At 67.7% G+C, this 24810-nt stretch carries 21 protein-coding genes and 3 pseudogenes; 13 read left to right on the top strand and 11 right to left on the bottom strand.

Features of this window, described 5'->3' with window-relative positions:
* The first annotated feature begins 9 nt into the window (after window positions 1-9).
* From H9L12_RS09750 to H9L12_RS09730, 5 genes and pseudogenes are all read left to right on the top strand, one after another.
* Window positions 10-900 carry an outer membrane protein assembly factor BamD gene (locus H9L12_RS09750; RefSeq protein ID WP_187541578.1) on the top strand — a complete coding sequence of 297 codons (891 nt, stop codon included), beginning with the start codon at window positions 10-12 and terminating at the stop codon, window positions 898-900.
* Window positions 812-2464, top strand: coding sequence for a DNA repair protein RecN (recN, locus tag H9L12_RS09745; RefSeq protein ID WP_187541577.1), 1653 nt, complete (start codon window positions 812-814; stop codon window positions 2462-2464). Before H9L12_RS09750 ends, recN begins: the two co-directional genes overlap by 89 nt.
* Window positions 2461-3141, top strand: coding sequence for a dienelactone hydrolase family protein (locus tag H9L12_RS09740; RefSeq protein ID WP_187541576.1), 681 nt, complete (start codon window positions 2461-2463; stop codon window positions 3139-3141). The genes recN and H9L12_RS09740 overlap by 4 nt, the downstream gene beginning before the upstream one ends.
* Window positions 3138-5161 (top strand): annotated as a pseudogene (gene ligA / locus H9L12_RS09735) (NAD-dependent DNA ligase LigA). Before H9L12_RS09740 ends, ligA begins: the two are co-directional and overlap by 4 nt.
* A 25-nt stretch (window positions 5162-5186) precedes the next feature.
* Complete coding sequence (locus tag H9L12_RS09730; RefSeq protein WP_187541575.1) at window positions 5187-6002, top strand: c-type cytochrome; 816 nt, start codon at window positions 5187-5189, stop codon at window positions 6000-6002.
* Here the strand turns inward: H9L12_RS09730 and H9L12_RS09725 are convergent.
* The 6 genes and pseudogenes from H9L12_RS09725 to H9L12_RS09700 all read right to left on the bottom strand — a co-directional run bounded on the left by H9L12_RS09725 (window position 5999) and on the right by H9L12_RS09700 (window position 10708).
* Entirely contained in the window at window positions 5999-6577 is a 579-nt protein-coding gene (locus H9L12_RS09725; RefSeq protein WP_187541574.1) for a hypothetical protein, read from the bottom strand. The two genes, H9L12_RS09730 and H9L12_RS09725, sit on opposite strands and share 4 nt — an antisense overlap.
* A gap of 48 nt (window positions 6578-6625) precedes the next feature.
* Window positions 6626-7519, bottom strand: coding sequence for a 50S ribosomal protein L11 methyltransferase (locus H9L12_RS09720; RefSeq protein ID WP_187541573.1), 894 nt, complete (start codon window positions 7517-7519; stop codon window positions 6626-6628).
* On the bottom strand, window positions 7516-8433 hold the full coding sequence (bla, locus tag H9L12_RS09715; RefSeq protein WP_187541572.1) for a subclass B3 metallo-beta-lactamase: 918 nt from the start codon (window positions 8431-8433) through the stop codon (window positions 7516-7518). The genes H9L12_RS09720 and bla overlap by 4 nt, the downstream gene beginning before the upstream one ends.
* A pseudogene (locus tag H9L12_RS09710) lies at window positions 8423-9129 on the bottom strand (SDR family NAD(P)-dependent oxidoreductase). Before H9L12_RS09710 ends, bla begins: the two are co-directional and overlap by 11 nt.
* A gap of 45 nt (window positions 9130-9174) precedes the next feature.
* The gene (locus tag H9L12_RS09705; RefSeq protein WP_187541571.1) at window positions 9175-9336 is read right to left on the bottom strand and encodes a hypothetical protein; all 162 of its coding nucleotides are present in this window, start codon (window positions 9334-9336) and stop codon (window positions 9175-9177) included.
* 13 nt (window positions 9337-9349) lie between these two features.
* Window positions 9350-10708 carry a methyl-accepting chemotaxis protein gene (locus H9L12_RS09700; RefSeq protein WP_187541570.1) on the bottom strand — a complete coding sequence of 453 codons (1359 nt, stop codon included), beginning with the start codon at window positions 10706-10708 and terminating at the stop codon, window positions 9350-9352.
* Window positions 10709-10850: 142 nt separating this feature from the next.
* Here H9L12_RS09700 and sdhC point away from each other — a divergent pair, with 142 nt between their 5' ends.
* From sdhC to H9L12_RS09680, 4 genes are read left to right on the top strand one after another with little or no spacing between them, the layout of a single operon-like run.
* Window positions 10851-11246, top strand: a complete 396-nt coding sequence (gene sdhC, locus H9L12_RS09695; RefSeq protein WP_187541569.1) for a succinate dehydrogenase, cytochrome b556 subunit — start codon at window positions 10851-10853, stop codon at window positions 11244-11246.
* A complete protein-coding gene (gene sdhD, locus H9L12_RS09690) occupies window positions 11243-11638 on the top strand; it encodes a succinate dehydrogenase, hydrophobic membrane anchor protein (RefSeq protein WP_187541568.1) in 396 nt (131 codons plus the stop codon). Before sdhC ends, sdhD begins: the two co-directional genes overlap by 4 nt.
* Window positions 11635-13434 (top strand): succinate dehydrogenase flavoprotein subunit, encoded by a 1800-nt coding sequence (gene sdhA, locus H9L12_RS09685; RefSeq protein WP_187541567.1) that lies wholly within the window; start codon window positions 11635-11637, stop codon window positions 13432-13434. The genes sdhD and sdhA overlap by 4 nt, the downstream gene beginning before the upstream one ends.
* Before the next feature lie 41 nt (window positions 13435-13475).
* Window positions 13476-14342, top strand: coding sequence for an LOG family protein (locus H9L12_RS09680; RefSeq protein WP_187541566.1), 867 nt, complete (start codon window positions 13476-13478; stop codon window positions 14340-14342).
* Here H9L12_RS09680 and H9L12_RS09675 read toward each other — a convergent pair.
* The 4 genes from H9L12_RS09675 to H9L12_RS09660 all read right to left on the bottom strand — a co-directional run bounded on the left by H9L12_RS09675 (window position 14339) and on the right by H9L12_RS09660 (window position 17449).
* On the bottom strand, window positions 14339-14797 hold the full coding sequence (locus H9L12_RS09675) for a DUF1801 domain-containing protein (RefSeq protein WP_187541565.1): 459 nt from the start codon (window positions 14795-14797) through the stop codon (window positions 14339-14341). The genes H9L12_RS09680 and H9L12_RS09675 overlap by 4 nt on opposite strands.
* A gap of 12 nt (window positions 14798-14809) precedes the next feature.
* Window positions 14810-15502 (bottom strand): c-type cytochrome, encoded by a 693-nt coding sequence (locus H9L12_RS09670; protein WP_187541564.1) that lies wholly within the window; start codon window positions 15500-15502, stop codon window positions 14810-14812.
* A gap of 80 nt (window positions 15503-15582) precedes the next feature.
* Entirely contained in the window at window positions 15583-16446 is an 864-nt protein-coding gene (gene nudC / locus H9L12_RS09665) for an NAD(+) diphosphatase (protein ID WP_187541563.1), read from the bottom strand.
* Complete coding sequence (locus tag H9L12_RS09660) at window positions 16436-17449, bottom strand: A/G-specific adenine glycosylase (RefSeq protein ID WP_187541562.1); 1014 nt, start codon at window positions 17447-17449, stop codon at window positions 16436-16438. Before H9L12_RS09660 ends, nudC begins: the two co-directional genes overlap by 11 nt.
* A 27-nt stretch (window positions 17450-17476) precedes the next feature.
* Between H9L12_RS09660 and H9L12_RS09655 the strand changes: the two are divergent.
* From H9L12_RS09655 to H9L12_RS09640, 4 genes and pseudogenes are all read left to right on the top strand, one after another.
* Window positions 17477-18047, top strand: a pseudogene (locus H9L12_RS09655) (DUF721 domain-containing protein).
* Window positions 18044-18799, top strand: a complete 756-nt coding sequence (locus H9L12_RS09650) for a thioredoxin domain-containing protein (RefSeq protein ID WP_187541561.1) — start codon at window positions 18044-18046, stop codon at window positions 18797-18799. Before H9L12_RS09655 ends, H9L12_RS09650 begins: the two are co-directional and overlap by 4 nt.
* 31 nt (window positions 18800-18830) lie before the next feature.
* Window positions 18831-22250: a chromosome segregation SMC family protein gene (locus H9L12_RS09645; protein WP_187541560.1), complete on the top strand. Its 3420-nt coding sequence runs from the start codon at window positions 18831-18833 to the stop codon at window positions 22248-22250.
* Window positions 22247-23590, top strand: coding sequence for a cytochrome P450 (locus tag H9L12_RS09640; RefSeq protein ID WP_187541559.1), 1344 nt, complete (start codon window positions 22247-22249; stop codon window positions 23588-23590). The genes H9L12_RS09645 and H9L12_RS09640 overlap by 4 nt, the downstream gene beginning before the upstream one ends.
* A 1-nt stretch (window position 23591) precedes the next feature.
* On the opposite strand, the gene H9L12_RS09635 is transcribed toward H9L12_RS09640, so the two are convergent.
* Window positions 23592-24701, bottom strand: a complete 1110-nt coding sequence (locus H9L12_RS09635) for a PepSY-associated TM helix domain-containing protein (RefSeq protein WP_187541558.1) — start codon at window positions 24699-24701, stop codon at window positions 23592-23594.
* Window positions 24702-24810: the final 109 nt, after the last annotated feature.

Below are 24810 nucleotides of genomic sequence, written 5' to 3'. Positions count from 1 at the left end.
GATAGGAATATGTCGACCATTTCCCGCAAAGCGATGCTCATCGCCGCCTGTGCCCTCGTCCTCCCGCTCGGCGCCTGCGCCGGCAAGAAGGTGAAGGGCGACACCGCCTACATCGCGCGCGATGTGAACACCCTCTACGGCCTTGCCAAGGAGCGGCTCGACAAGGGCGATTATGAGGAGGCGGCCAAGCTGTTCGACGAGGTCGAGCGGCAGCATCCCTATTCGGTGTGGGCTCGCCGCGCGCAGCTGATGAGCGCTTTCAGCTACTATATGGCGAACAAATATACCGAGACGATCAGTTCGGCCCAACGCTTCCTGACGATCCATCCGGGCAACGAGGACGCGCCGTACGCCAGCTACCTGGTCGCCATGAGCTATTACCAGCAGATCGCCGACGTCACCCGCGACCAGAAGATCACGCAGCAGGCGTCGGATTCGTTCAACGAGTTGATCCGCCGCTATCCGCAGAGCCGTTATGCGGCCGACGCGCGGTTGAAGCTGGACCTCTTGAACGACCACCTCGCCGGCAAGGAAATGGAAGTCGGCCGCTTCTACCAGCGGTCGGGCAAATGGCTCGCCGCCGCGACGCGCTTCCGCGAGGTGATCGACAAGTACCAGACGACCAGCCATACGCCCGAGGCGCTGGAGCGCCTGGTCGAGACCTATCTCAACCTCGGGATTCCGAGCGAGGCTCGTAAGGCGGCGGCGGTGCTGGGGCGCAACTACCCCGACACCAAGTGGTACAAGCGCAGCTACGAGTTGATCCAGAAGCACGCCCCCAAGGCTAGGGTAGGAAGGGAAGCGCGGCCCCATGTTGCGGCAGCTTTCCATCCGCGACGTCGTCCTGATCGAGGCCCTCGAGCTCGAGTTCGAGGCGGGCCTTGGCGTGCTGACCGGTGAAACGGGTGCGGGTAAATCGATCCTGCTCGACGCGCTTGGCCTTGCGCTCGGCGTGCGGGCCGACACCGGACTGGTCCGCTCGGGCCAGGCGCAAGCGAGCGTCAGCGCCGCGTTCGAACTTGATTCCGGTCACCCCGCGCTGGCAGCGCTCGACGAACAGGGTATCGAGCGCGAGCCGGGCGAACCGCTTATCCTGCGACGCACCCTGAAGTCCGACGGCGGAAGCCGGGCGTTCGCCGGCGGAGCCGCGGTCGCCGCGGCCGGCCTTCGCGACATCGCCGCCGACCTCGTCGAAATCCACGGTCAGCATGACGATCGCGGCCTGCTGAACCCGCGCGGTCACCGCGACCTGCTAGACCGGTTCGCCGGAATCGATATCGCACCGGTGCGGTCGGCATGGACACGCCTGTCCGTGCTGGAAGCGGAGTTGGCGGCGGAGCGGGCCAAGCTCGACGAGGCGAACCGCGACCGCGAATGGCTCGACTATGCCATCGGCGAGATCGACGCGCTGGGTGTCGAGGTCGGCGAGGAAGAGCGGCTGGCCTCGCTTCGCCAGGACATGAAGGCTGCGGCGCGAATCGAGGACGATCTCGGCGCGCTCGACGACCTGTTCGGAGGGTCGGACGGCGGGCTGGCCCAGCTTCGTCAAGCGGCGCGGCGGCTGGAGCGGATCGCCGAGGCTCATCCGTTGCTGGCGGAGGCGCTGGCGTCGGTGGACCGGGCGACGATCGAGACAGCGGAGGCGGAGGACAAGGTGGCCGAAGCCCGGCGCGCACTGGCCCATTCGCCGGCGGAGCTCGAGAACGCCGAGGCGCGGCTGTTCGACATTCGCGGGCTGGCGCGCAAACATCGCGTCGAGCCGGACCGGCTTCCCGGCTTGCTCGACGAGCTTCGTCAGCGGCGCGGAGCGATCGACAGCGGCGAGGAGCGGATCGCGGGCATCGAGCAGGACCTCACCGCGGCGCGGGCCGCTTATGACGAAGTGGCGTCAGCGATCAGTGCCGAGCGGCGGGCGGCGGGGGCGCGGCTCGACACTGCGGTTGCGGGCGAACTGGTGCCGCTCAAGCTCGACGCTGCCCAGTTCCGGACGGCGGTGACTGTAACGGACGCCGGGCCGGCGGGGATCGACCGGGCCGAGTTCGAGATTTCGACCAACCCCGGCGCCCCGTTCGGGCCGCTCAGCAAAATCGCGTCGGGCGGGGAATTGTCGCGCTTTATCCTGGCGCTGAAGGTCGCGCTGGCGGAAGCCGGCGCGGCGGCGACGATGATCTTCGACGAAATCGACCGCGGCGTTGGCGGGGCGGTGGCCAGCGCGATCGGCGAGCGGCTGGCGCGCCTGGCGCAGAAGTCGCAGCTGCTGGTCGTCACCCATTCGCCGCAGGTCGCGGCCCGCGCCGCCCACCATTACCGAATCGAAAAGGCCAGCGACGGCACCGTCACCCGCACCAGCGTCCGCCGCTTGACCGAGGACGAACGCCGCGAAGAAATCGCGCGCATGTTGTCCGGCGCCGCGATCACTGACGAAGCCCGCGCCCAAGCGGCAAAGCTGCTGGAGGCGGCATGACGACGATCGACCAGGTGCACGGTGGCAAGACCCTTCGTCACGAATGGTTCGCGGCCGAAGGCGCGCGGGCGACGATCCTGCTTTTTCCGACCGTGATGGGCGTGACCGACCTGGAGCGCGGTTTCGCGGCGACGCTGAATGGGAAGGGCTGGTCGGTGATGATCGCCGACTTGTACGGTGCCCGCTTCACACCCGAAGACCGCCCGCAGGCGTCGGACGCGATGGCGGCGATCCGTTCCGACCGGGCCGCCATGCGGGACTTGCTCACTGCGGTTCTCGCCGAGACGCCGAAGGGGGCGCCGGTCGTGGCCATCGGATTCTGCTTCGGGGGCCAGTGCGCGCTCGACCTGGCCCGGTCCGGCGCGGACATTGCGGGCGCGGCGAGCTTCCACGGCCTGTTCGATCCGCCGGGCCTGCCGCCACAGCCGAGCAAGGCGCTGGTGATCGCCTTCCATGGTTGGGACGATCCGCTGGTCACGCCCGATGCGGTCACCGCCTTGGGGCAGGAGCTGACCGAGGCCGGCTGCGACTGGCAGATCCACGCCTACGGCCACGTCGGCCACGGCTTCACCAACCCAGGCGCCAAGGGCGCGATTCCGGGCATCCAGTTCGATGAGGCCGCGTCGCGCCGAAGCTGGGCCGCGTTCGACGGCTTCATGGGCGAACTGTTCGCATGAACGAAGCCGAGGCTGCCAACCGGCTGATGCGGCTGGCGCGGGAAATCGCGCGGCACGACAGGCTGTATCACGATCAGGACGCGCCGCAGATCAGCGACGCGGAATATGACGCGCTGGTCCGCGAGAACCGCGAGCTGGAGGCGCAGTTTCCGCACCTCGTCCGCGCGGATTCACCGTCGAAGCGGCTCGGCGCGGTACCGACATCCAGTCTCGCCAAGGTCACTCATGCGCGGCCGATGCTCAGCCTCGAAAACGCCTTCAGCGAACAGGAGGTGCGCGACTTCATCGGCCGCGTGCGACGCTTCCTGTCGCTGCCGCCCGACGAGCCGGTGACGATGACCGCGGAGCCCAAGATCGACGGGCTGAGCTGCTCGCTTCGCTACGAGGTCGGCGCCCTGGTGATGGCGGCGACGCGCGGTGACGGCACCGTTGGCGAGGACGTCACCGCCAATGTCCGGACCATTGCCGAGATCCCGCAGACGATCAGCGGCGCACCCGAAACATTCGAAGTGCGGGGCGAAATCTACATGTCGAAACAGGATTTCGCGGCCCTCAACGAGCGGCAGGAGGCGAGCGGCGGGAAAGTCTTCGCCAACCCCCGCAACGCCGCGGCGGGGTCGCTCCGCCAGAAGGACCCGGCGGTGACCGCCGCGCGCCCCTTACGCTTCTTCGCCCACGGCTGGGGCGATCTTAGCGCATCGCTCGCGCCGACCCAGCAGGATGCGATGCAGGCGATCCGGGAACTCGGCTTCCCGGTCAGCGACCTTCTGGTCCGTTGCGAGAGGGTCGAGGACGCGCTGGCCCATTATGCGACGATTGAGCGGCGCCGCGCCGACCTTCCCTACGACATCGACGGCGTCGTTTATAAGGTCGACCGGATCGACTGGCAGGATCGTCTCGGCCAGGTCGGGCGCGCCCCGCGCTGGGGCTGGCGCACAAATTCCCGGCCGAGAAGGCGGAGACGGTGCTGGAGGCCATCGACATACAGGTCGGTCGCACCGGCAAGCTGACACCCGTCGGTCGCCTTCGTCCGGTTGGGGTCGGCGGCGTGATCGTGTCCAACGTCACGCTTCATAACCGTGACGAGATCGCGCGTCTGGGCCTCCGCGTCGGCGACCGCGTCCGGATCCAGCGCGCCGGCGACGTCATCCCGCAAGTGGTCGAGAATTTGACGCGCGACGACACTCGGGAGGTATACGTCTTCCCCGACCACTGCCCCGAATGCCAGTCCGAAGCAGTCGCTGAAGAAGGCGAAGTCGATGTCCGCTGCACCGGCGGCCTGATCTGTCCGGCCCAGCGGATCGAGCGGCTGAAGCATTTCGTGTCGCGCGGAGCGATGGACATCGACGGCCTGGGCGAAAAGTCGATCGTCGAGTTCGCGGGGCTGGGCTGGCTTCACGGTCCGGCCGACATTTTTCGCCTGAAGGATCACCGCGAAGAACTGATCGGGCGCGAAGGCTGGCAGGCGGTCAGCGTCGACAAGTTGCTGGCCGCGATCGAAGCTCGGGTCGGGTTCGACCCGGCGCGGTTCCTGTTCGGCCTCGGCATACGCCATGTCGGCATCGTCACCGCCAAGGACCTGATGCGTGCGTTCGGGACTATCGAATCGCTGCAAGCCGCGGCGACCGGCGAAGGCGCGCAGGCCGAACTGTCCAACGTGGAGGGCGTCGGCGCCGTCGTCGCCGAAGCGCTGACGGACTTCTTCCACGAACCCCATAACCGCGACGAGCTTGCCGAGTTGCTGGCGCTGGCAAGGCCGGCGGCGTTCGTTTCCACCGCGCGCGCCACCGAATGGTCGGGCAAGACCATCGTCTTCACCGGGACGCTGGAAACGATGAGCCGCGACGAAGCGAAGGCCCAGGCCGAACGCCTCGGGGCACGGGCCGCGGGATCGGTCAGCGCCAAGACCGACCTCGTCGTTGCCGGACCGGGCGCGGGATCGAAGTTGAAGAAGGCCGAGGAACTGGGCGTCCGGGTCGCGACCGAAGAGGAGTGGGCGAGAATCGTCGCGGAGGCGTAAGCGGGAATCGGGAAAGGGGGCAGGCATGCGGATGGGGATCGCGTTGCTACTCGCATGGGCGAGCGCGGGATGCAGCGAGCGTCAGGCGCCACCATCCCCCGCCGAGGCTGTCATCCAGTTCGAGCGTACATCGTCCGATCCCGTCGCCCATGGCGAGCGGTTGGCAACGGTCCTTGGCTGCAACGGCTGCCACGGCCGAGACCTGCAGGGCAACGACTGGTCGGCGCCCGGCTTCGTCACCATGTACAGCGCCAACCTGACCCAGAGCGCCGCGCGACTATCGGATGCGGAGCTGACGGAGGCGATCCAGGGCGGCCGCCGGCCCGACCGCGATCTGTGGGACATGCCCTCGCACCTCTTCACCAAACTTGGCGACAATGAAGTTCAGGCAGTGATCGCGTTCATCCGCACGCACCCGCCCAAGGGTCCCGTCCACGCGCCGCCCGAGGTCGGGCCGGCGGGGCAGAAGGAAATCGACAAGGGTTCGTGGTGGTCATCGGCCGAGGGAGTTCGCCGGTCCGGAAACGCTTGGCCGCCCGATGCCGGCGCCGACCATGCGCTTGGCCGCTATATCGTGCGCGCGACCTGCGCCGAATGCCACGGCATGGACTTGCGGGGCGGGCAGCCGACCCCGGACGCCAAGACCAGGCCCGACCTCAGGATGGTGGCCGGCTACGACGGTCCCGCATTTCGCCGCCTGCTCCGGACCGGTAAGGCCAGCGGCGATCGCGAGGTCAGCCTGATGAGCCAGGTCGCAAGGGGCCGCTATGCCCATTTTACCGAGGCGGAAGTCGAGGCGGTGCACCGCTACCTGCAGAGGGTCGGGGAAATCGATCCCTAGACGTCTTCGCTGCGCGCGCAGTTGGCGACCTCGAGGAGCAGCATCGAGGTCGCGACGAAGCTGATCGCCAGGAGCCAGGCAAAGCTGGCGATGAACGGTTCGCGGGTGGCGAACAGCATCACCACGAGCGTGGCGATCGACATTCCGGCGGCGGTGATCAACGCCAGCGCGAAGTCGGTCGCGGCGGCGATGCCGGTCCACCGGCGGACGCTGCCATGTTCAAGGAAAAAGGCTGCGAGCAGGACGATGCTTCGCAGGAACAGCCAACCGGCAATGATGACCAGTGCCGGAAGGAAGCCAGTCGCTTCCTCGGTCGCGAAGAACAGTCCCGCGGCCATCGTGATCGCGCCGGCCAGCATCGCCAGTTTTTTGGTTTCGAGCCGGCGCGATCCGGCAATCACTTCCGCCGCGCCCGACAGCGCCAGCATCGCGCCGATGATGAGCGCGCCGTGGGCCTTGCTGATTACCGGCAGCAGGGCCGCGCCGGCGGCGAGCAACAGGATGAACCAGCCGGCGAAGGCAATGACGCGCGCCCGGGCGGCGTGGTCGGCAGCGGAATGGGAATCAGTGGCCATGAAATCCTTCCACCTCTGCAACAAAGGGTGCGGCGGCTGGTTCCGCGCTTACGTTCGACCCTCAAGGACCAGCACACACCATTCGCCGGCGCCACGTTCCACGACGGAGCAGCCCTGTGCCTCGTAGGCGGCGAGGACAGCGTCGGCCTGCGTATCGAGCAAACCGGCGAGGACCACGGTAGCGCCAGGCGCCAGCGATGCCGCGAAACCGGGGGCCAGTTCGATCAACGGTCCGGCGAGGATGTTGGCGATCAGCAGATCGAATGGCGCACGGGTTGCCAGCATCGGATGGTCCATGCCGTCAGCGACCGCGAGCAGGAGCTGCCCCTCGCCATGGCCGATGGCAATTCCGTTGATCCGCGCGTTGTCCTCGGTCACGTCGATGCTGATCGGGTCGATGTCGGTGGCGATGGCCCGCGCTTCGGGCCACAGCGCTAGCGCCGCAAAGGCGAGCAACCCGGTGCCGGTGCCGATGTCGGCGACATTGGCGAATCGCTTGCCCGATTGCTCCAGCCGGTCGAGCGCGGCGAGGCAGCCGGCGGTGGTCGCGTGCTGGCCCGTCCCGAAGGCGAGCCCGGCATCGATCTCGAAGCTGATCGCGTCCGCTGGCCGGTCCTTGAAGTGGGTCGGGGTGTGGACGAAGAAGCGGCCGGCGCGGATCGGCTCCAGCCCGGCCTGACTGATCGTTACCCAGTCGACCCCGTCCTCCAGCCGCTCGAGCTGCGGATCGGAATCGGCGGCGAGGCTCTCGAGGATCTTGAGGTCGTCCCAGCTCGGTTGCTCGTCGAAATAGGCGTGGAGCAGCCATTCGTCGGGTTTGTCGGGGTCGGGCTCGTCGGCGACGATGACGGGCGGAGTTTCGCTGTCGGCGAAAAGGTCGTTGGCGTCGGGCAGCGCCTCGGCCTCCGCGCGGGTGCAGGCGAGCGTGACGCGCCAGCTCATTTCTTGCCGGCTTCCTTGGCGAGCCGGTCATCAAGGCGCTTGGTCAGGCTGGCGGCATAGGCCTGGCAGCCCTTTTCATTGCGCATTGGCTGCTTAAGCGCGAACCGCTCCGCCATCGCGCTGGCCGACGGGTGCGGCGTCAGGACGATGTCGCACGGCGAGGCGGCGACCTTGGCGATGCTGGCGCGGTAGGCGGCGAGAAAGGCCGGATGATCGGAGAAGCGGTACTTGTCGCTGCTGACCGGCGACAGGCTGTCCGCATAGACCAGCATCGGGCAGACCGCGCCGTCGCAGCTGATCCAGCGCCAGCTGAGCGCCCCCGCGGTATGGCCGGGTGTCGTCATCGCGGTCAGCATGATGTTGCCCAGCCGGACCTGCTGCCCGTCGCGGATGACGCGGTCGACGCGCGCGGCGGGGAAGGGCGGGTTGATTCCGGCTTGCGGATCGTCGGCCCCGGCGGTGCCGGTCGCGAACACCTTGGCCGCCGCCTCGGACGCGTAAAGCTGCGCCCCGGTCAGTTGCTGCAGCCGGGCGACTCCGCCGACATGGTCGTGATGTTCATGACTGTGCAGGATGATGCGCACGTCGGTCAGCCGAAACCCGAGCGCGCGGATGTTGGCCGCGATCAGGTCGCCGCCGCGCTCGGTGCCGCCGTCGATCAGGACGTGACCGTCGCTGCCTGCGATCAGGATAGCGGTGATCCCGCAGGTTCCGACCATGTAACTGTTGCCGTGGATCCGGACGGGCGGCGCGGGACGGTCCCAGTCGTCCGATCCCTGGCAGGAGCGAACCCAGGCTGGGCCGGCTTCGTTCAGCGGCGCCTTGGGGCGTTCGACCTGTGGCGGTTTGCCGAACGGAACGACGATCTGCTGGCCGGCGAGCAGCAGGGCGGCGAGGGTGAGCTTAACGGACATAGCTGGCTCCGTTGACGTCGATCGCGGCGCCGGTCGCGCTCGGCGGGGCTTCGATCGCCAGCCAGCGGATGGTTTCGGCGATCTCGTCCGGCGTGGCGACCCGGCCGAGGGGGATGTCGGCAAGCAACTGCTGGCCACCGCGGCTGGCGAGATAATCGTCGGCCATGCCGGTCATGACGAAGCCGGGACACACCGCGAACGCATAAATTCCCTCGACGGCGTACGCCCGGGCGATCGACTTGGTCATGCCCATCATGCCCGCTTTCGAAGCCGCGTAATGCCAGTGCTGCGGGCTGTCGCCGCGATAGGCGGCCCGGCTGGAGACATTGACGATTCGCCCGCCGCCCGGGTCGGACGAGCGGAAATGGGCGATGGCGAGACGGCACAGGTCGGCGCTGGCCTGCAAATTGATGCCCATCGTGCGGGCCCACACCGCGTGCCACTCGTCGTCACCGGCGTTGTCGGCGACGCCTTCGAAGATGCCGGCATTGTTGACCAGCACGTCGATGCGTCCGTCCAGGCGGTCGAACGCTTCCTCCCATAATCGGCGCGGCGCGTCCGGGTCGGCGAGGTCGGCGGCGATCAGCCCGTCGCCGCCCGGCTGCTATGGCCGACGACGGCGTGGCCGCGTTCCTGGAAAAGCTTGAGGGTCGCGGCGCCGATGCCGCGGCTGGCGCCGGTCAGGAGGATGTTCATCAGGCCCGGTTAGCGCGTCCATGACGCCAAGGCGAGCCGTCGAAATCAGCCGAGATAGATCCAGTAGGCGACCATCGCCACGGTGAGCACGCCGAGCACGCGTCCGATCCTAACCCAGCGCCGCTCCGCCTCGGCCCGCTGCTGGTGCGTCGATGACAGGATTGCCAGCCCGCCTATGGCGACGAGGGCGGCAACAATCCCCGTCACCCGCCGGTCATCTTCAGGCAGCGAACTTGCTCACGAATTCGCTAGTGGTCGAACGGAAGTCGGCGATCTGCTGGGTGAAGCGGCCGAAGCCCTGTTCGACGCTGTCGATGTCCTTGGCGACATTTTCGGTGTCGCTGCGGATCGACGAGATGGTCGACGACATCGAATCGGCGGCCAGAGCGGTTTCGTCGACGGCGGCGGTGATCATCGTCACCGTCTGCGCCTGGAGTTCCATCGCCTGGCGGATACGGTCGGCGCTCGACTGCACTTCCTCGACGGTCGACTGGATCGAGCTGTTGGCTTCGACCGTCTGGCGGGTCGCGGCGGTGATCGCCGAAATCTTGGCGGTAATGTCGTCGGTGGCGCGAGCCGTCTGGCTGGCGAGCGACTTCACTTCCTGAGCGACGACCGCGAAGCCGCGGCCGGCATCGCCCGCGCGCGCCGCTTCGATGGTGGCGTTGAGGGCGAGCAGGTTGGTCTGGCCGGCGATATCGCGGATCAGGCCGAGGATCGATTCGATCGCCTCGACATGGCTCGACAGCGCCTGGCTGACCTTCACCGCCTGTTCGGCCTGGCCGCCGGCACGCACGGCGACGTCGGCGGCGACCTCGACCTCGGAGCGGGCGTCTTCGATCGCGCGGATGAGGCCTGCGGCGGTCTGGGCGGCTTCGCGCATGGCGACCGCCGACTGTTCGGCGGCGGCGGCGACTTCGCTCGTCTTGCCCAGCATGCCGCGCGCGGACGTGGCGGTGGTCGACGCCTGGGCGCGAAGCTGGTCGCTTTCGCGGGTGCAGCTTTGCACCACGCCCATCACCTTCGAATTGAACTCGTTGGCCTGGCGAAGCTGGAACTGCTCATTCTCGCCGCGGGTGAAGACGATCGCGTGATGGATGAAGGCGTCGATTTCCAGCATCTGCACTTCGGACAGGGTGCGGGCAAAGGCGACCTGCTCGTCATTGTCGGACACGGCACCGCGAATCGCGCGGAACGCGGCCTCGGTCTCGGCCGACACGCCCGACAGCAGGGTCGACAGGGTGAGGCCGGCGTCGAGCGCCTTTTCGACATAGCTCTTGGCCTGGATCACCCATTCGTCACGGCCGATCGCGGTGAATTTGTTGCGGATGTAGGGAACGATCTTGTGCGCCAGCTCGTCGATCCGGCTGTCATCGAACCGGTCCTGAACTTCCGGCGAGCGTGCGTAGGCGCGCCAGAATTCGCTGGCGATCTCCACTTCGCTGTCGGAAATGCGGTCCCACAGGGCGCGCGCACGTTCGGGCAGGTCGCCGGCAGAGTCATAGATGTGGAGCCCGCGCTTCAGGTCATATTCGCCCGTCGAAGTCCGCCGCATCACCGTCGCCATCATTGTCCCCATGTGCACGTCATTGTTGGTTTCCGCGTCGGATATGGGATGCGATTGGTTAAGACCGGGTTAGTCAGGCACGGGAATCTTGCCACCGCCCGCACCGCCGCTTAGGGGAACCCACGCCTGCTTTTCCTTGCCTTTACGAGGTCCCATGAACCGCACCGCCCAGCGACCCTTGTCGCCCCACCTGACGATCTGGCGCTGGGGGCCGCACATGATGGTTTCGATCCTTCACCGCATCACCGGCGGTGCGCTGACCGTGGCCGGTCTCGCGGTCCTGGCCTGGTGGATGAGCGCGCTGGCCGGCGACGGCGATGGCTACGCCAAGTTCGTCGAACTGGCGCAGAGCGTTCCGGGGACGATTGTCCTGGTCGGCCTGACCTGGGCCTTCTGGCAGCATTTCTTTTCGGGTCTTCGCCACCTCGTGCTCGACACGGGTGCGGGCTATGAATTGAAGATCAACCGGCTGTTTTCGGTGCTGGTGATCGTCGGGGCGATCTTCGCGACCGCCCTTACCTGGTTCGTGATCATGGGAGTTGGCCGATGAGCCTTGGTGACAGCGCGACGCCGCTTGGCCGGGTCAAGGGCCTTGGCGCATCGGGTCATGGCGGCGGCCACTGGCTGGAAGAACGCTTCACCAGCGTGATGCTGGTCTTCCTGTCGCTGTGGCTGATTTTCTCTCTGGCGATGCTGCCGGTGTTCGACCAGATGACCTTCACCCAGTGGCTCCGCGCGCCGAGCGGCGGCATCCCGATGGCCTTGCTGATCGTCTTCGCCTTCCGGCACGGCGTCGACGGCCTGAAGGTCGCGGTCGACGATTATGTCCATGAGGAAGGCACGCGGATCGGCATCCACTACTTCCTCAACATGGCCGGGATTGCCGGCGTGTCGATCGCCCTGTTCGCGCTGGGCAAGATCGTCTTCGGAGCCGCTGCATGAGCGCCTACAAGGTTATCGACCATGTGTATGACGTCGTCGTCGTCGGCGCCGGCGGATCGGGCCTGCGTGCGACGATGGGCGCGGCCGAAAAGGGTCTGAAGACCGCCTGCGTCACCAAGGTCTTCCCGACCCGCAGCCACACCGTCGCGGCGCAGGGCGGCATCGCCGCGTCGCTCGGCAACATGGGTCCGGACCACTGGACCTGGCACATGTACGACACCGTCAAGGGCTCCGACTGGCTCGGCGACCAGGACGCGATCGAATATCTCTGCCGCGAGGCGCCCGCCGCGGTCTACGAACTGGAACACGCCGGCCTGCCTTTCTCGCGCACCGACGAGGGCAAGATCTACCAGCGCGCGTTCGGCGGCATGACCCAGAACATGGGTGAGGGCCCGGCCGCGCAGCGCACCTGCGCCGCCGCCGACCGTACCGGTCACGCCATGCTTCACACGCTCTACCAGCAGAGCCTGAAGTACGACGCCGACTTCTTCATCGAATATTTCGCGCTCGACCTCATCATGGAGGACGGCGTGTGCCGCGGCCTCGTCGCGCTCAATATGGATGACGGCTCGATCCACCGCTACCGCGCTCAGGCGGTGGTGCTTGCGACCGGCGGCTACGGCCGTTGCTATTTCTCCGCGACCAGCGCCCACACCTGCACCGGCGACGGCAACGCCATGGTGCTGCGCGCCGGCCTGCCGCTGCAGGACATGGAGTTCGTCCAGTTCCACCCGACCGGTATCTACGGCGCCGGCGTACTGATTACCGAGGGCGCGCGCGGCGAGGGCGGTTACCTGACCAATGCCTCGGGCGAGCGGTTCATGGAACGCTACGCCCCGTCGGCCAAGGACCTCGCCAGCCGCGACGTCGTGTCACGGTCGATGGCGATGGAAATCCGCGAAGGCCGCGGCGTCGGCGAGCACAAGGACCATATCTTCCTTCACCTCGACCATATCGACCCGAAAATCCTGCACGAACGGCTGCCCGGCATTTCGGAGACCGCCAAGATCTTCGCCGGCGTCGACCTGACGCGCCAGCCGATCCCGGTGACGCCGACCGTCCACTACAACATGGGCGGCATCCCGACGAACTATCACGGCGAAGTCGTCACGCTGAAGGACGGCGAACCTGACAGCGTCGTCCCCGGCCTGTTTGCGGTCGGCGAAGCGGCCTGCGTCAGCGTCCACGGCGCCAACCGCCTCGGTTCCAACAGCCTGATCGACCTGGTCGTGTTCGGCCGCGCCGCGGGCCTGCGCCTTGCCGAAGTGATCAAGCCTGGCGCCAACCAGGCGCAGCTTGGCAAGGACGCCGCCGAACTGGCGCTCGCCCGCCTCGACAAGTTCCGCCACGCCGAAGGAAGCCTGCCGACCGCCCAGATCCGCGAGGAAATGCAGCGCACGATGCAGGCCGACTGCGCCGTGTTCCGTACCGAACGGACGCTGGCCGAAGGGGTCGAGAAGATCGACGCCGTCTATCGGAAAATGGCCGACGTCCGCGTGTCGGACCGCAGCCTCATCTGGAACAGCGACCTGGTCGAAACGCTGGAACTCGACAACATGCTCGGGCAAGCGGCGGTGACGATGCATTGCGCCGCCAACCGCAAGGAAAGCCGCGGCGCGCACATGCACGAGGACTTCCCCAACCGCGACGACAAGAACTGGATGAAGCACACCATCGCCTGGTTCGACGGCTGGGGCGGCAAGGGCGGCGGCGTGAAGATCGACTACCGTCCGGTGCACGCCTACACGCTGACCGACGAGATCGACTACATCAAGCCGAAGGCGCGGGTGTATTGAGGCTGGCGGGACGGGCGCGGGGCAGCTAAGCCGCCCCGCTTATGACCGATCCCAAGCCTCCCAAGCGGATTTTTCCGACCTCGAAGGTCGATGCCGCCGCCGCCAAGCATGTCCCGACCTCGCCGCAGACTGAAAGCGCGGCGTACAAGCTCGCCTTCCAGGACACCGACTTCCTGCTGCGCGAAGACCTGCGTCCGGTGCGTTTCCAGCTGGAGTTGCTGAAGCCCGAGCTGCTGATGAACGAGGCAAACATTGCCTCGACCTTCGTTTTCTACGGGTCGGCGCGCGTGCCCGAGCCGTCTAAGGCAGAGGCGCTACTCGGTCACGCGCGTAGCGACTGGGACAAGAAGGTCGCCGAGCGGCTGGTCGCCAAGTCGCATTACTACGACGTCGCTCGCGAACTGGCGCGCACCGCCAGCCGCTTTCCGGTCGACGAGGACGGCAAGCGCCACTTCGTCGTCTGTTCAGGCGGCGGACCGTCGTTCATGGAAGCCGCCAACCGTGGTGCCCAGGACGAGGGCATGGACACGATCGGGCTGAACATCGTGCTTCCGCACGAACAGCTGCCCAACACCTACGTCACCCCCGACCTCAGCTTCCAGTTCCACTATTTCGCGCTTCGCAAGATGCACTTCCTGCTCCGCGCCCGCGCGGTCGCGGTGTTTCCGGGCGGGTTCGGCACGTTCGACGAAATGTTCGAGCTGCTGACCCTGATCCAGACCGGCAAGGTGCGGCCGCTGCCGATCCTGTTGTTTGGCAAGGAATTCTGGAACCGCGTGGTCGATTTCGAAGGGTTGGCGGAGGAAGGCGTGATTTCGCCGGGCGACCTCGACCTCATCACCTGGTGCGAAACCGCGGATGAGGCGTGGGCCACCGTCTGCGATTACTACGACAACCCGCAGCGCTAGCAGTCGCCCTTGCGGCTGCGCGCTTCCTCGTAGAGGCGAATAAATTCAGCAGGTGAGGTGGATGCGAGCTCGTCGCAAATCGCGTCGAGCGGCAGATCCTCGACCCGTTTGAAGCGGATGCAGCTTTTGCCCATGTCGAGTTTCTTGCCCATCGCGGCAGCGGCATCGTGGAGCCGTTTGGTTCGCGCCGGATCGGAATAGGCGCAGGTCAGGTACAGCGAATAGCTGTTCTTTTGCGCGGCAAGCCCGGCATAGGCCAGCGGCTGTTTGTTGTAGGTATCGGGATAATCTTCCAGCGGCACGACCCAGCCGAGCATCCCGTAGCCCATGCCTTCGCGATACCCGTCCGGCATCGCGCGAAGCATCGCGTCGCGGACGCGGCTCATGACCTCGCGCCGCTCGGGCGGCAGTTCATCGAGATAGTCGGCGACGGTGGCGGCCTTGCTGCTCACCATCGCCGGGGCGTCCTACTGGCTGACCGGTGCGGCGTCGCCGCCCGTGTTCTTCTGCCCGCCCTTGGCCGCTTCCTCGTTGGTCACGACCGGCTCGTTCGGGGCCTTCTGCGCGCCATCGACATTGGCTTCGGCGGCTGCCTTGTCACCAGCGGCGGCGGCGTCGGCCGGCGCGCCTTCCGCCGGAGCGGCAGGCAGCGGCAGCGGCGACGGGCTGCGGGTGTTGAGGAACGCCATCACGTTGGCGCGGTCTTCCGGGCTGCCGAGGCCGGCGAAGGTCATCTTGGTGCCCGGCGCGAACTTCTTCGGGCTGGCGAGCCACGCGTCCATCGACTTCCAGTCCCAAGTGCCGCCCTTTTCGGCCAGCGCCGGCGAGAAGGCGAAGCCGCGGCCCTTGCCGATCGGTTCGCCGAAAACATGGTACAGGTTCGGTCCAAGCGCGTTGGCGCCGCCCTGATCGGCGTTGTGGCAGGCGGTGCACTTCTTGAACACCGCTTCGCCCTTCGTCGCGTCGGCGGTGGCAAGGTAGAATTCGATTGGCTTGGCCGCTTCGCCGCCTTCACCCTCGACCTCGACGCCCTCGATGACAAAGCCGCCCTTTTCGGGGCGTTCGCTCTTGAACACCTCGCCGGTGATGATCGACGCGCCGAGCGCGATGACGCCCGCGAACAGGACCCAGCCAGCGATGGTATTGTTGCGATCGATCATAATGCCCCGTGCGGCCGAGCCGAAGGAAAGAGTGGATTTCGCCACGCCCTTTAGGGCGCGCGCGGTCCCACATCAAGCGGTCAGGAGGCCGATCCCGCGACCCAATGCTCCAACAGGGTGCGGGCGATGGCGAAGCGGGGCGGTGGCAGGAACGAAGCGCCCCCGTCCCCGGTGAGGGCCGCCTTGACCTCGTCCCGTGTGAACCAGCGCGCATCGTCGAGTTCGGTGCGGTCGATGACCAGCGCCGCGCCGGTAGAATCGGCGATGGCCCCGATCATCAGCGACGACGGGAAGGGCCAGGGCTGGCTGGCGAGATAGCGGACGTTGGTTACCCGGATTCCGGCTTCCTCGAACAATTCGCGGGCCACCGCTGCTTCGATGGTCTCGCCGGGCTCGACGAAGCCGGCCAGCGCCGAATAGCGACCCGGGGGATATTGCGGTTGGCGGCCCAGCAGCATGCGGCCGTTATGCTCGGCCAGCATGATCACTACCGGGTCGACGCGCGGGTAATGCTCGGCGCTGCAGGATCGGCACTCTCTCGACCAGCCGCCGCGGTTAGGATCCGTCGGACTGCCGCAGACCGAGCAGAAGCCGTGGCGCCGGTGCCAGTTGGCAAGGCTCAGCGCGGCGGCGAACAGCGGTGCATCGTCCGGCGCGAGCTGGCCAAGCATGCCGAAGTGAGCGCGCGAATCGGTCGGTACGGTGCCGTCTGGCAGCGTCGAAAAGCGCGGTACGCCGTTGTCCAGACCGAGGAACAACGGTTCGTCCCCGGCTACGGATTGCCATTGCAGCCGGCCATCAATGCCAAGCGCAGGCGCGCCGTCGCTCCACATGACCGCCGTGGCCCGTTCGTTGCCGAGCAGCGCGGCGACTTCATCCGGCCTGGCGCGAAGGGCGTCGGCGCGGTCGATGCCGGGACCGGCGAAAAAGGGCTCAGGCGGCATCGGCGCGCGCCTCCCGCGCCGCCAGTGCGGCTTCGATGGCGCGAGCGTAAAGCGTCGGCAAGCCAGCCTCGCTGATCGTCGCCAAGCCCTGCCACCAGCCTTCGCTGTCAGGCGGCGCGGCGCGGTGCGTGACGTGGAGGTCGAGTGTGAAGTGGGTGAAGCCGTGGCTGACGATTGCGATGGCTCGCCCTGTCGGCGCGGCTGTCGCCCACTCCGGCCCGGGCAGCGCCGCCATCCCGCCGAGAATGCCTTTTTCCGGTCGGCGAACCAGCCAGATCGCGCCGTCGCGCTCGATCCACCATGCTTCGCCATGACGGTGTGGCCGAATTGCCTTGGCTTTCGGGCCGGGGAAAGCTTCCGGCGTGCCGCTTGCAAACGCCACGCAGTCGGCGGCCAGCGGACACTCCCCGCATAGCGGCGCTTTCGGCCGGCAGATCGTCGCGCCCAGGTCCATCAGCGCCTGCGCGAAGTCGCCGGCACGGTCGCGAGGCCACATCGCTGCCGCTAGCCGGCGGATGTCGGGACGGGCCTCGGCGACCGGGCGATCGATGCCATGCAGACGTGCAATGACGCGCTCGACATTGGTGTCGACCGCTGCGGTGCCTTCGCCGAACGCGATGCTGGCGACGGCGGCGGCAGTGTAGTCGCCAATGCCGGGAAGCTTGCGCAGTCCGTCCGCCGTCCGCGGAAATCCGCCGGTCGCGGCGACCGATTTGGCGCAGGCGTGAAGATTGCGGGCGCGAGCGTAGTAGCCGAGGCCTGCCCATTCCTGCATGACATCTTCGGCCGGGGCGGCGGCGAGCGCCTCGACCGTCGGCCATCGCTCCACGAATCGGCGGAAGCGAGGCTTGACCGTCGCCACGGTGGTTTGCTGCAGCATCACCTCGCTCAGCCACACGCGATAGGGGTCCATCGGCGGCGAGCCCGGCGGGTTCCGCCACGGCAGGGCGCGGGCGTTCGCGTCGTAATGCGAGAGGAGCTTGTCTGCTGGTCTGGCGGGCATAGGGGCGCTATGGCATGGTCGAAGACCATGTCGAAGTCCCCGCGTTCCACTTCCCGCGCTGACAAGGACGCGCCGCGCATCGGTCATGCGCGCGCGGCGGGGAACTCGTCGCCGATATTTCCGGTGTTGCGTTCAAGCGCTTCGGCTTCGTCCAGGGCGCGGTGGTCAGCCGCTGGGCGGAAATCGTCGGGGAGCGCTACGCACGCGTGTCGACCCCTGAATCCATTCGATTCCCGGCTGGCCGCAAATCGGGCGGGACGCTCAGCCTGGTGGTCGAGGGCGCGCACGCACCGCTGATGCAGCACCTGACCCCGCTGATCGTCGAGCGGGTCAATCGCTTCTTCGGCTACGAGGCGGTCGACAAGATCGCTTTCCGCCAGGGCGGATCGCGCCTAAGCCCGCCAAGGTCGAGCGGCCGACCCCGGCGCCGATTCCCCGCGAACTGGGCGAGGGTCTTCGCGCCATTGCCGACCCGGAACTTCGCGAATGCCTCGAATCGCTCGCCGGCAAGCTCGCCGGATCGGTCGGTCCGCCGGCCGTCCAGAAACTTTCCGACACCATCATCCCCGTCATTCCACGGAGCAAGACAGTCTCATGAAAGCCATCTCTCTCATCCTGATGTCGGGCGCGCTCGCGCTGACCGCCTGCAACGGCGAAAAGGGCACCGGCACGGCGACCGGGAACGCGGCCGCCGAACCCAAGGCGGTGCCGGCCCCGGCTAGCGGGGACTGGTCGGAAATCACCACCGAGAGCCCGCAGGGCGGCTTCATCATGGGCAATCCCGTGGCGAAGGTGAAGCTGGTCGAGTTCGGGTCGATGACCTGCCCGCACTGCCGCGAGTTCGACGAGACCGCCGCGCCGAAGCTGATCGAGAATTACGTCAAGAAGGGGCTGGTCAGCTGGGAATTCCGCAACTTCGTCCGCGATCCCTACGACATCACCGCGTCGATCGTTGCGCGCTGCGGCGGCGCGCCGAGCTTCTTCGGGCTGACACGTTCCTTCTACGCCAGCCAGAACGACTGGATCGCCAAGCTTCAGGCAGCGACCACCGATCCGCAGCAGGCGGCCGCGCTTCAGGCGATGCCGCCGCAGCAGCAGTTCAAGGCGATTTCCGACATCGCCGGCTTCCCGACCTTCGCAGCCCAGCGCGGCATCCCGAAGGCGAAGCTTGAAGCCTGCCTGGCCGACGAGGCCGCAGCGACCAAGCTTGTGCAGATGAACAGCGACGCGGTCGCCAGCTATCCCGAAATTCCGGGCACGCCGTCCTTCCTGATCAACGGGGAACTGTCGAAGGTGCCCGGCACCTGGGAAGCGCTGGAACCCGAAATCAAGAAAGCCCTGGGCCAGTAGGGCCGACCCGGGGGGCAGGAGAAGGCAAGGGGTGCGCTTTCGCCGGCTGAAACTAAGCGGCTTCAAGAGCTTCGTCGAGCCGGCGGACCTGCGCATCGAGCCGGGCCTGACGGGGATCGTCGGCCCCAACGGTTGCGGAAAATCCAACCTGCTGGAAGCCATCCGCTGGGTGATGGGCGAGGGCAGCCCCAAGAGCCTTCGCGGCGGCGGGATGGAAGATGTCATCTTCGCGGGTACCGCCACCCGGCCGGCGCGCGAATTTGCCGAAGTGTCGCTGCTGATCGAGCGCGACGACGGTGGTGACGATGATGTCGCCGGCGAAAGCGAGGTCACCCGCCGGATCGAGCGCGGTGCGGGCTCCGCCTACCGCGTGGACGGTCGCGACGTCCGGCAAAAGGACGTGGCGCTGTTGTTCGCCGACGCCGCGACCGGCGCCCATTCCCCGGCCTTGGTCAGCCAGGGGCGGATCGGCGCGGTGATCGCCGCCAAACCGGTCGAGCGGCGCCATATGCTGGAAGAGGCGGCCGGCATTTCCGGCCTTCACGCCCGTCGCAAGGACGCCGAGCAGAAGCTGCGCGCCGCGGAGGCCAACCTCGAGAAGCTCGACGAACTGATGGCGGAGCAGGAGCTTCGCGCCGCGGCACTTCGGCGGCAGGCCCGCGCCGCCGAACGCTATCGGGGGCTCACCGACAAGATCCGTCTGAGCGAGGCCAAGCTGCTTTTTGCTCGCTGGGCCGAAGCTGATCGTGCGGCGCAAGCGGCGGAGCAGGAAGCCAAGGCGGCGGAAGGCTCGGTCGAACGGTTGCAACAGGCGGTCCGTACCGCAGAGGCGTTACAGGAGCAGGCGGCGGCCGCGCTGGCGGAACGGCGCGAGGCGGCCATGGCGGCGCGCGATGCGGGGCGTACGCTGGCCCATGACCTGGCGACGTCGCGGGCTCGGCAGGAAACCGTCTCGCGCCGGTTGGCCGAGCTGGAACGGCTGGCCCTCAACCTGGCCAACGAGACCGCGCGCGAGAAAGCGCTGAAGGCGGACGCCGCCGGGGCGATGGACGCGCTCGACCGCGAGCGCGACGAGATCGAGGCGCGGCTGGCGGATGCGGAGACCATCGCGGCGAGGATCGCCAGCGAGCTAACCGAAGCCGAGACCGCGTCGCGCAATGCGGAGGCCAGCCTGGCCGCGCTGCTGGCCCGCGAGGCGGCGATGCGGGCCGAGCGGCGGGTTGCCGACGCCGCGCTGGAATCGGCGCGAAGCCAGTTGGCGCGCGTCGCTTCCGAGCGCGACCGCCTAGACCAGCAATTAGCCTCGCTGGGGGGCGGCGCGGACTATCGCGAGCAGATCGATCGGTCGGCATCGGACGCTGCAAAGGCGGAACGTGCCCTTGCAGAGGCCGAGCGCGCATTGTCCGAAGCGGAGGAGGGTCGCGCCACGGCGGCGATTGCCCGTGACGAGGCCGAAAGCGAGCTTGCCGGCGCTAGGGCCGCCGTCAGCGCGGCGAGGGCAGAACGCGATGCCCTTGCTCGCGCGCTGGACCATGGCGGCGGCGCGGCGCTGGCCGACCTTCGCGCCGCACCGGGTTTCGAACGTGCGCTCGCGGCGGCTCTCGGCGAAGACATCGAGGCGACGATCGGCGCCGAGGGTCCCCGGCGCTGGCAGGGCAGCGAGCCGCAGGCCGGCGATCCGCCGCTCGCCGGCGGACTCGATCGACTGCTCGACCATGTCGACGCGCCGTCCGCGCTTCGCCGCCGCCTGGCGCAGGTGGGTGTCGCGGACTCCGATACGGGGCAGCCCCTTGCTGTCGGGCAGCGGCTGGTGACCCGCGACGGCGTGATGCGGCGCTGGGATGGGTTCGTCAGCGTCGGTGGCGGCGCGGCGGCCGCCGAACGCCTGCTTCGTGCCAATCGCCTGGCGGAAATCGACAAGCTGCTGCCGGGGCTGGAGTCAGCCGTCGCTAGGGCGCAGGCCGCCCGCGAAACCGCTGGCCAGGCGGTCGAGGCTCAGCGCCAGGCTGCGGAGGGCGCTCGCGCCGCCGCCGCCGCTGCCGAGCGTCAGGCCCGTGACGCAACCCGCGCCGGTGACCAGGCGAGCGCTGCACTCGAACGGCTCGACAGCCAGCGTGCTGCCCTGCAGGAGCGCCGGGCCGACCTCGATCCGTTGCTGGGTGCGGCGCAGGACTCGGTCGCCGCCGCGACGGCCGCGCTGGCTGCATTGCCGGATCCGGCCACGCTCCACGGCGAGGTCGAGGACGCCCGTGCTGCCGCACGTCAGGCCGGGGAGGCGGTCGCAGACTGCCGGGCCCGATCGGCGACGCGGGCTCGCGAGACTGCCGCCGACCGTGAACGACACGCCGCCGCCGGGCGCGAGAAGGGCGAGTGGCGATCCCGCTCCCTCGCCGCCGACCAGCGGCTGGCGGAGACCGCCGGGAGGGCAATGGCGCTGGAAGAAGAACAGGAAGAACTCGCCAACGAGCCGGAGCGCCACGCCTCGACGATCGCGCGGCTGGAGCGAGAGACGACCGAGGTCGAGGCGCGAATTGGTGCGACCGCGCTCGAGGAACGCAATGCGCAGGAGGCCGTCCAGATTGCGGGCCGCGCACTGGCCGAGGCTGCCGAGGCGTTCGCCCAGGCCCGCGAGGCTCGCGCCGGGTCGATTGCCCGAGCCGAGGGCCAGGCCGGCCGCCGCCGCGATTTCGCGGCGCAGTGCGGCGAACTGTTCGAATGTCCGCCGCCGTTGCTGCCCGAGAAAATCGGCTTCGACGCCGCCGAGCGCGCCGACCCGGAAGGTGAGAAGGCGACGCTCGACCGGCTGACCGCTGAGCGTGAGCGGATCGGGCCGGTCAACCTGGTCGCGGAAACCGAGCTCGCCGAACTCGACCAGAGCCGCACCGAGGCCACCGCCGAACGCGAGGAACTGGGCCTGGCCATCAACCGCCTGCGCGGATCGATCGGAAGCCTCAATCGCGAAGGGCGGGTGCGCCTGCTCGACGCGTTCGAGAAGGTCGACGGCCATTTCCGTAGCCTGTTCACCACCCTTTTCGCGGGCGGGGAAGCGCATCTGGAACTGGTCGAGAGCGACGATCCGCTCGAGGCGGGGCTGGAGATCATGGCACAGCCACCGGGCAAGCGGTTGTCGACCCTGACCCTGCTTTCCGGCGGCGAGCAGGCGCTGACCGCGGTGGCCCTGATCTTCGCGCTGTTTCTGACCAATCCGGCGCCGATCTGCGTCCTCGACGAAGTCGACGCGCCGCTCGACGACGCCAACGTCGACCGCTTCTGCGAACTGCTGGAGCGGATGGTCGGCGAAACCGATACGCGTTACCTCATCGTCACGCACAACGCCGTGACGATGGCGCGCATGCACCGGCTTTACGGGGTGACAATGATCGAAAAGGGCGTCAGCCGCCTGGTGTCGGTCGACCTCGGCGGTGCCGAGGAACTGTTGGCTGCTGAATGAAGGCTCGCTTTGTTCCGCCGCACCCGCCGCGACCCGCGGGCCCGGTGGCGACGTGGCGTGGATTTATCGGCGAACGAGGGCGGACGGCCGTCTATGGCTGGTCAGAGCGCGCGTTTCAGCTCGACGGTTTCAGCCGCAAGATTTTCGGGTTTCGAGTCCATGTCGTCACTCACCCGGACTGGATCGGCGAGGTGCTCCTCGACCATCAGGGCGATCTGACGAAGCCGGACATTGCCCGCCGCCTGCTGGCACCCGTGATCGGCGAGGGATTGCTGACCGCCGAGGGCGAACTCTGGAGGTCCGAACGCAAGATCGTCGCCGCCAGCTTCGCCCCCAACGCTGTCGAGGCGCTGCGCCCCGTGTTTGATGCGGCTGCTGCCGACATCATGCAAGGGTGGCAGGACGGCATGGTCCGGGACCTGGCCAGCGACTCGACGCTTGCAACGATGAGCGTCATTGCCCGCGCGCTGTTCGGCGGAGACGCCCGCCTGACAAGCGCGCAGTCGTTGCGCCACATCACTAATGCACTGGAAGGTTTTTCGCAGCCGCGAATGCAGGCACTGCTTGGGCTTCCTTTGTTTCCGGTCGGGGCCAAGGCGCGCGCCGGTGCGGCGGGGCAGCGCTATCTGCGGGAAACGCTGGCGGCAGTCGTCGACGAACGGATCGCTGGACGGGCAGACGATTGGTTGAGTGGCTTGGTCGCACAGCTGGTCCAGAAATTCGGCGAGCAGACGGGGCGGCGACTGGCCATCGACAACGCCGCCACTTTCTATCTGGCGGGGCATGAGACGACCGCCAACGCGCTGGCGTGGACGATGTACCTGCTGGGCCAACAGTCCGATCTCCAAGAAGAATTGGCGGTCGAGGCCGCCTCGGCGATGGCGTCCGTAGATTGGCTGAGTCCCGGTCTGGTCCGCCGCGTTCCGAAGATCTATGCGGTCCTGCAAGAATCGATGCGGCTTTATCCGCCGGTGCCGAGACTTGACCGTCAGGCTCGCGCCCATGTGAATATCGGCAGCCTCGCGGTGGAACCCGGGGACATCGTTTCGATCTGGCCGTGGCTGATGCACCGCCACGAGAAATGGTGGGAAGATCCCGACGCCTTCGTAGCCGACCGGTTCCTCCACGGCACAAGGCATCGCTTTCAATACCTGCCCTTCGGCGCCGGGCCGCGGATTTGCGTCGGCGCGCAATTTGCTACGATCGAAGCGCTTGGCCTGCTGGTGCCGTGGCTTTCTCGGTGGCGGTTCCGGCCCATCGGCACGCCGGTCCGCACGAGCGGCCTTGTCACGCTGCGCCCCGCGCCGGGCGTGCCGCTCCGCCTGGAACGGCGGGCCTAGTCTAGACCGCCAGCCGCCGCGCGTCCTTCGCCCGCTGGCGCGGGCCGCGAGCGCGCCACCAGATGATGATGCCGGTGATCGAGAGCAGCGCCGGGATGATCCCGCCGAGGAAGATCACGACCTGCCAAGTCATGCCCATGCCGGTGCCGTCGTGCCAGCGGCGCATCGTGCGGGCAAGCGTTTCGGGCTGCGGCGGCTTGGGCTTGGTCGCGGTAAGCGAGCCGTCGGCGACGACCACCTCGGCCGGTCCGCCCTTGCGTTCGAAGCTGACCTTCCACTCCGCCTTCTGATCGGTCGGCCAGGTGACGCCGGTGAGGGCGCCGGTCGCGAAGGGCTCGGCCGCGGTAATCGCCTGGTCGACGCTGCTGGCCGGTGTCACGAGCGGACGGGCGCGCGCGGCGGCTTCGCGACTGGCGGCGGCACTGGGCGCGGGGCGTGGTTCGAACTGGCCGAACACCTTGGGGAAGCTGATCCACGCTCCGGTAAAGCTCAGCATCGCCAGCGGGAACAGGATCCAGAAGCCCGTCATGTAGTGAAGATTGGCGTTCAACGTGTTGCGCCGCTTCCACTTCAGGCCGGAGGTTACGCTGCCGCTCAACGGCCACCACAGCCAGAGTCCACTGATGCACGAGATCAGCATGAACACGCCGATCCAGCCAACAATGGTCCGGCCCCAGCCGGGCACCATCAGGCTGCCGTGGAGGACATGCATGACCTGAACGAGTCCGCTGTTGCCGCTGGCCCGGTCGATCAGCGACGCATCGCGGGGATCGAGCCACAGGCTTGTGCGGACCGGCCGGCCACCGGCTTCGGTCGCCCTGGTCGCGGTCGCGACGACGGGACCACCGCCCTTGTCGAAGCGTAGCGCGGTGAGCGCCTCACCAGGCTGCAGGGCCCGGGTTGCCGCCGCCGCATAGTCCGAAGCGGGAAGGGCCGCCGCGCCTAGCTCAGCATAACGCTGCGGCTCCAGCTTCGCGTCGAGCGCGTCGTGCCAGACCAGCGCCGAACCGGTGAGCGAAATGGGAATGATCAAAACGGCGAGCGTGAGGCCGATCCATTTGTGGACCTGCAACCAAGCGGCGCGCAGCCGCTTCTTTCCCGTCTTCGCCATGCCTGATTCGTCCTACGCGTTGCCGACCGGCATCGTTGTACCGCTGAAACTTTCCCTTGCAAGCTTATTGCGAACGATTATCAGGAGCTGAGTTTCTAAGAACGACTCT

Source organism: Sphingomonas rhizophila (assembly GCF_014396585.1).
Lineage (GTDB): Bacteria > Pseudomonadota > Alphaproteobacteria > Sphingomonadales > Sphingomonadaceae > Sphingomicrobium > Sphingomicrobium rhizophilum.
Note: the sequence above shows the minus strand (reverse complement) of the source record. Positions and strands in the feature narration are given on the sequence as shown.

Excerpts from the sequence above, each read along its gene's own strand:
- H9L12_RS09750 (WP_187541578.1), top strand. The coding sequence starts at position 10 with ATGTCGACCATTTCCCGCAAAGCGATGCTCATCGCCGCCTGTGCCCTC.
- recN (WP_187541577.1), top strand. The coding sequence starts at position 812 with ATGTTGCGGCAGCTTTCCATCCGCGACGTCGTCCTGATCGAGGCCCTC.
- H9L12_RS09740 (WP_187541576.1), top strand. The coding sequence starts at position 2,461 with ATGACGACGATCGACCAGGTGCACGGTGGCAAGACCCTTCGTCACGAA.
- H9L12_RS09730 (WP_187541575.1), top strand. The coding sequence starts at position 5,187 with ATGCGGATGGGGATCGCGTTGCTACTCGCATGGGCGAGCGCGGGATGC.
- H9L12_RS09725 (WP_187541574.1), bottom strand. The coding sequence starts at position 6,577 with ATGGCCACTGATTCCCATTCCGCTGCCGACCACGCCGCCCGGGCGCGC.
- H9L12_RS09720 (WP_187541573.1), bottom strand. The coding sequence starts at position 7,519 with ATGAGCTGGCGCGTCACGCTCGCCTGCACCCGCGCGGAGGCCGAGGCG.
- bla (WP_187541572.1), bottom strand. The coding sequence starts at position 8,433 with ATGTCCGTTAAGCTCACCCTCGCCGCCCTGCTGCTCGCCGGCCAGCAG.
- H9L12_RS09700 (WP_187541570.1), bottom strand. The coding sequence starts at position 10,708 with ATGGGGACAATGATGGCGACGGTGATGCGGCGGACTTCGACGGGCGAA.
- sdhC (WP_187541569.1), top strand. The coding sequence starts at position 10,851 with ATGAACCGCACCGCCCAGCGACCCTTGTCGCCCCACCTGACGATCTGG.
- sdhD (WP_187541568.1), top strand. The coding sequence starts at position 11,243 with ATGAGCCTTGGTGACAGCGCGACGCCGCTTGGCCGGGTCAAGGGCCTT.
- sdhA (WP_187541567.1), top strand. The coding sequence starts at position 11,635 with ATGAGCGCCTACAAGGTTATCGACCATGTGTATGACGTCGTCGTCGTC.
- H9L12_RS09680 (WP_187541566.1), top strand. The coding sequence starts at position 13,476 with ATGACCGATCCCAAGCCTCCCAAGCGGATTTTTCCGACCTCGAAGGTC.
- H9L12_RS09675 (WP_187541565.1), bottom strand. The coding sequence starts at position 14,797 with ATGGTGAGCAGCAAGGCCGCCACCGTCGCCGACTATCTCGATGAACTG.
- H9L12_RS09670 (WP_187541564.1), bottom strand. The coding sequence starts at position 15,502 with ATGATCGATCGCAACAATACCATCGCTGGCTGGGTCCTGTTCGCGGGC.
- nudC (WP_187541563.1), bottom strand. The coding sequence starts at position 16,446 with ATGCCGCCTGAGCCCTTTTTCGCCGGTCCCGGCATCGACCGCGCCGAC.
- H9L12_RS09660 (WP_187541562.1), bottom strand. The coding sequence starts at position 17,449 with ATGCCCGCCAGACCAGCAGACAAGCTCCTCTCGCATTACGACGCGAAC.
- H9L12_RS09650 (WP_187541561.1), top strand. The coding sequence starts at position 18,044 with ATGAAAGCCATCTCTCTCATCCTGATGTCGGGCGCGCTCGCGCTGACC.
- H9L12_RS09640 (WP_187541559.1), top strand. The coding sequence starts at position 22,247 with ATGAAGGCTCGCTTTGTTCCGCCGCACCCGCCGCGACCCGCGGGCCCG.
- H9L12_RS09635 (WP_187541558.1), bottom strand. The coding sequence starts at position 24,701 with ATGGCGAAGACGGGAAAGAAGCGGCTGCGCGCCGCTTGGTTGCAGGTC.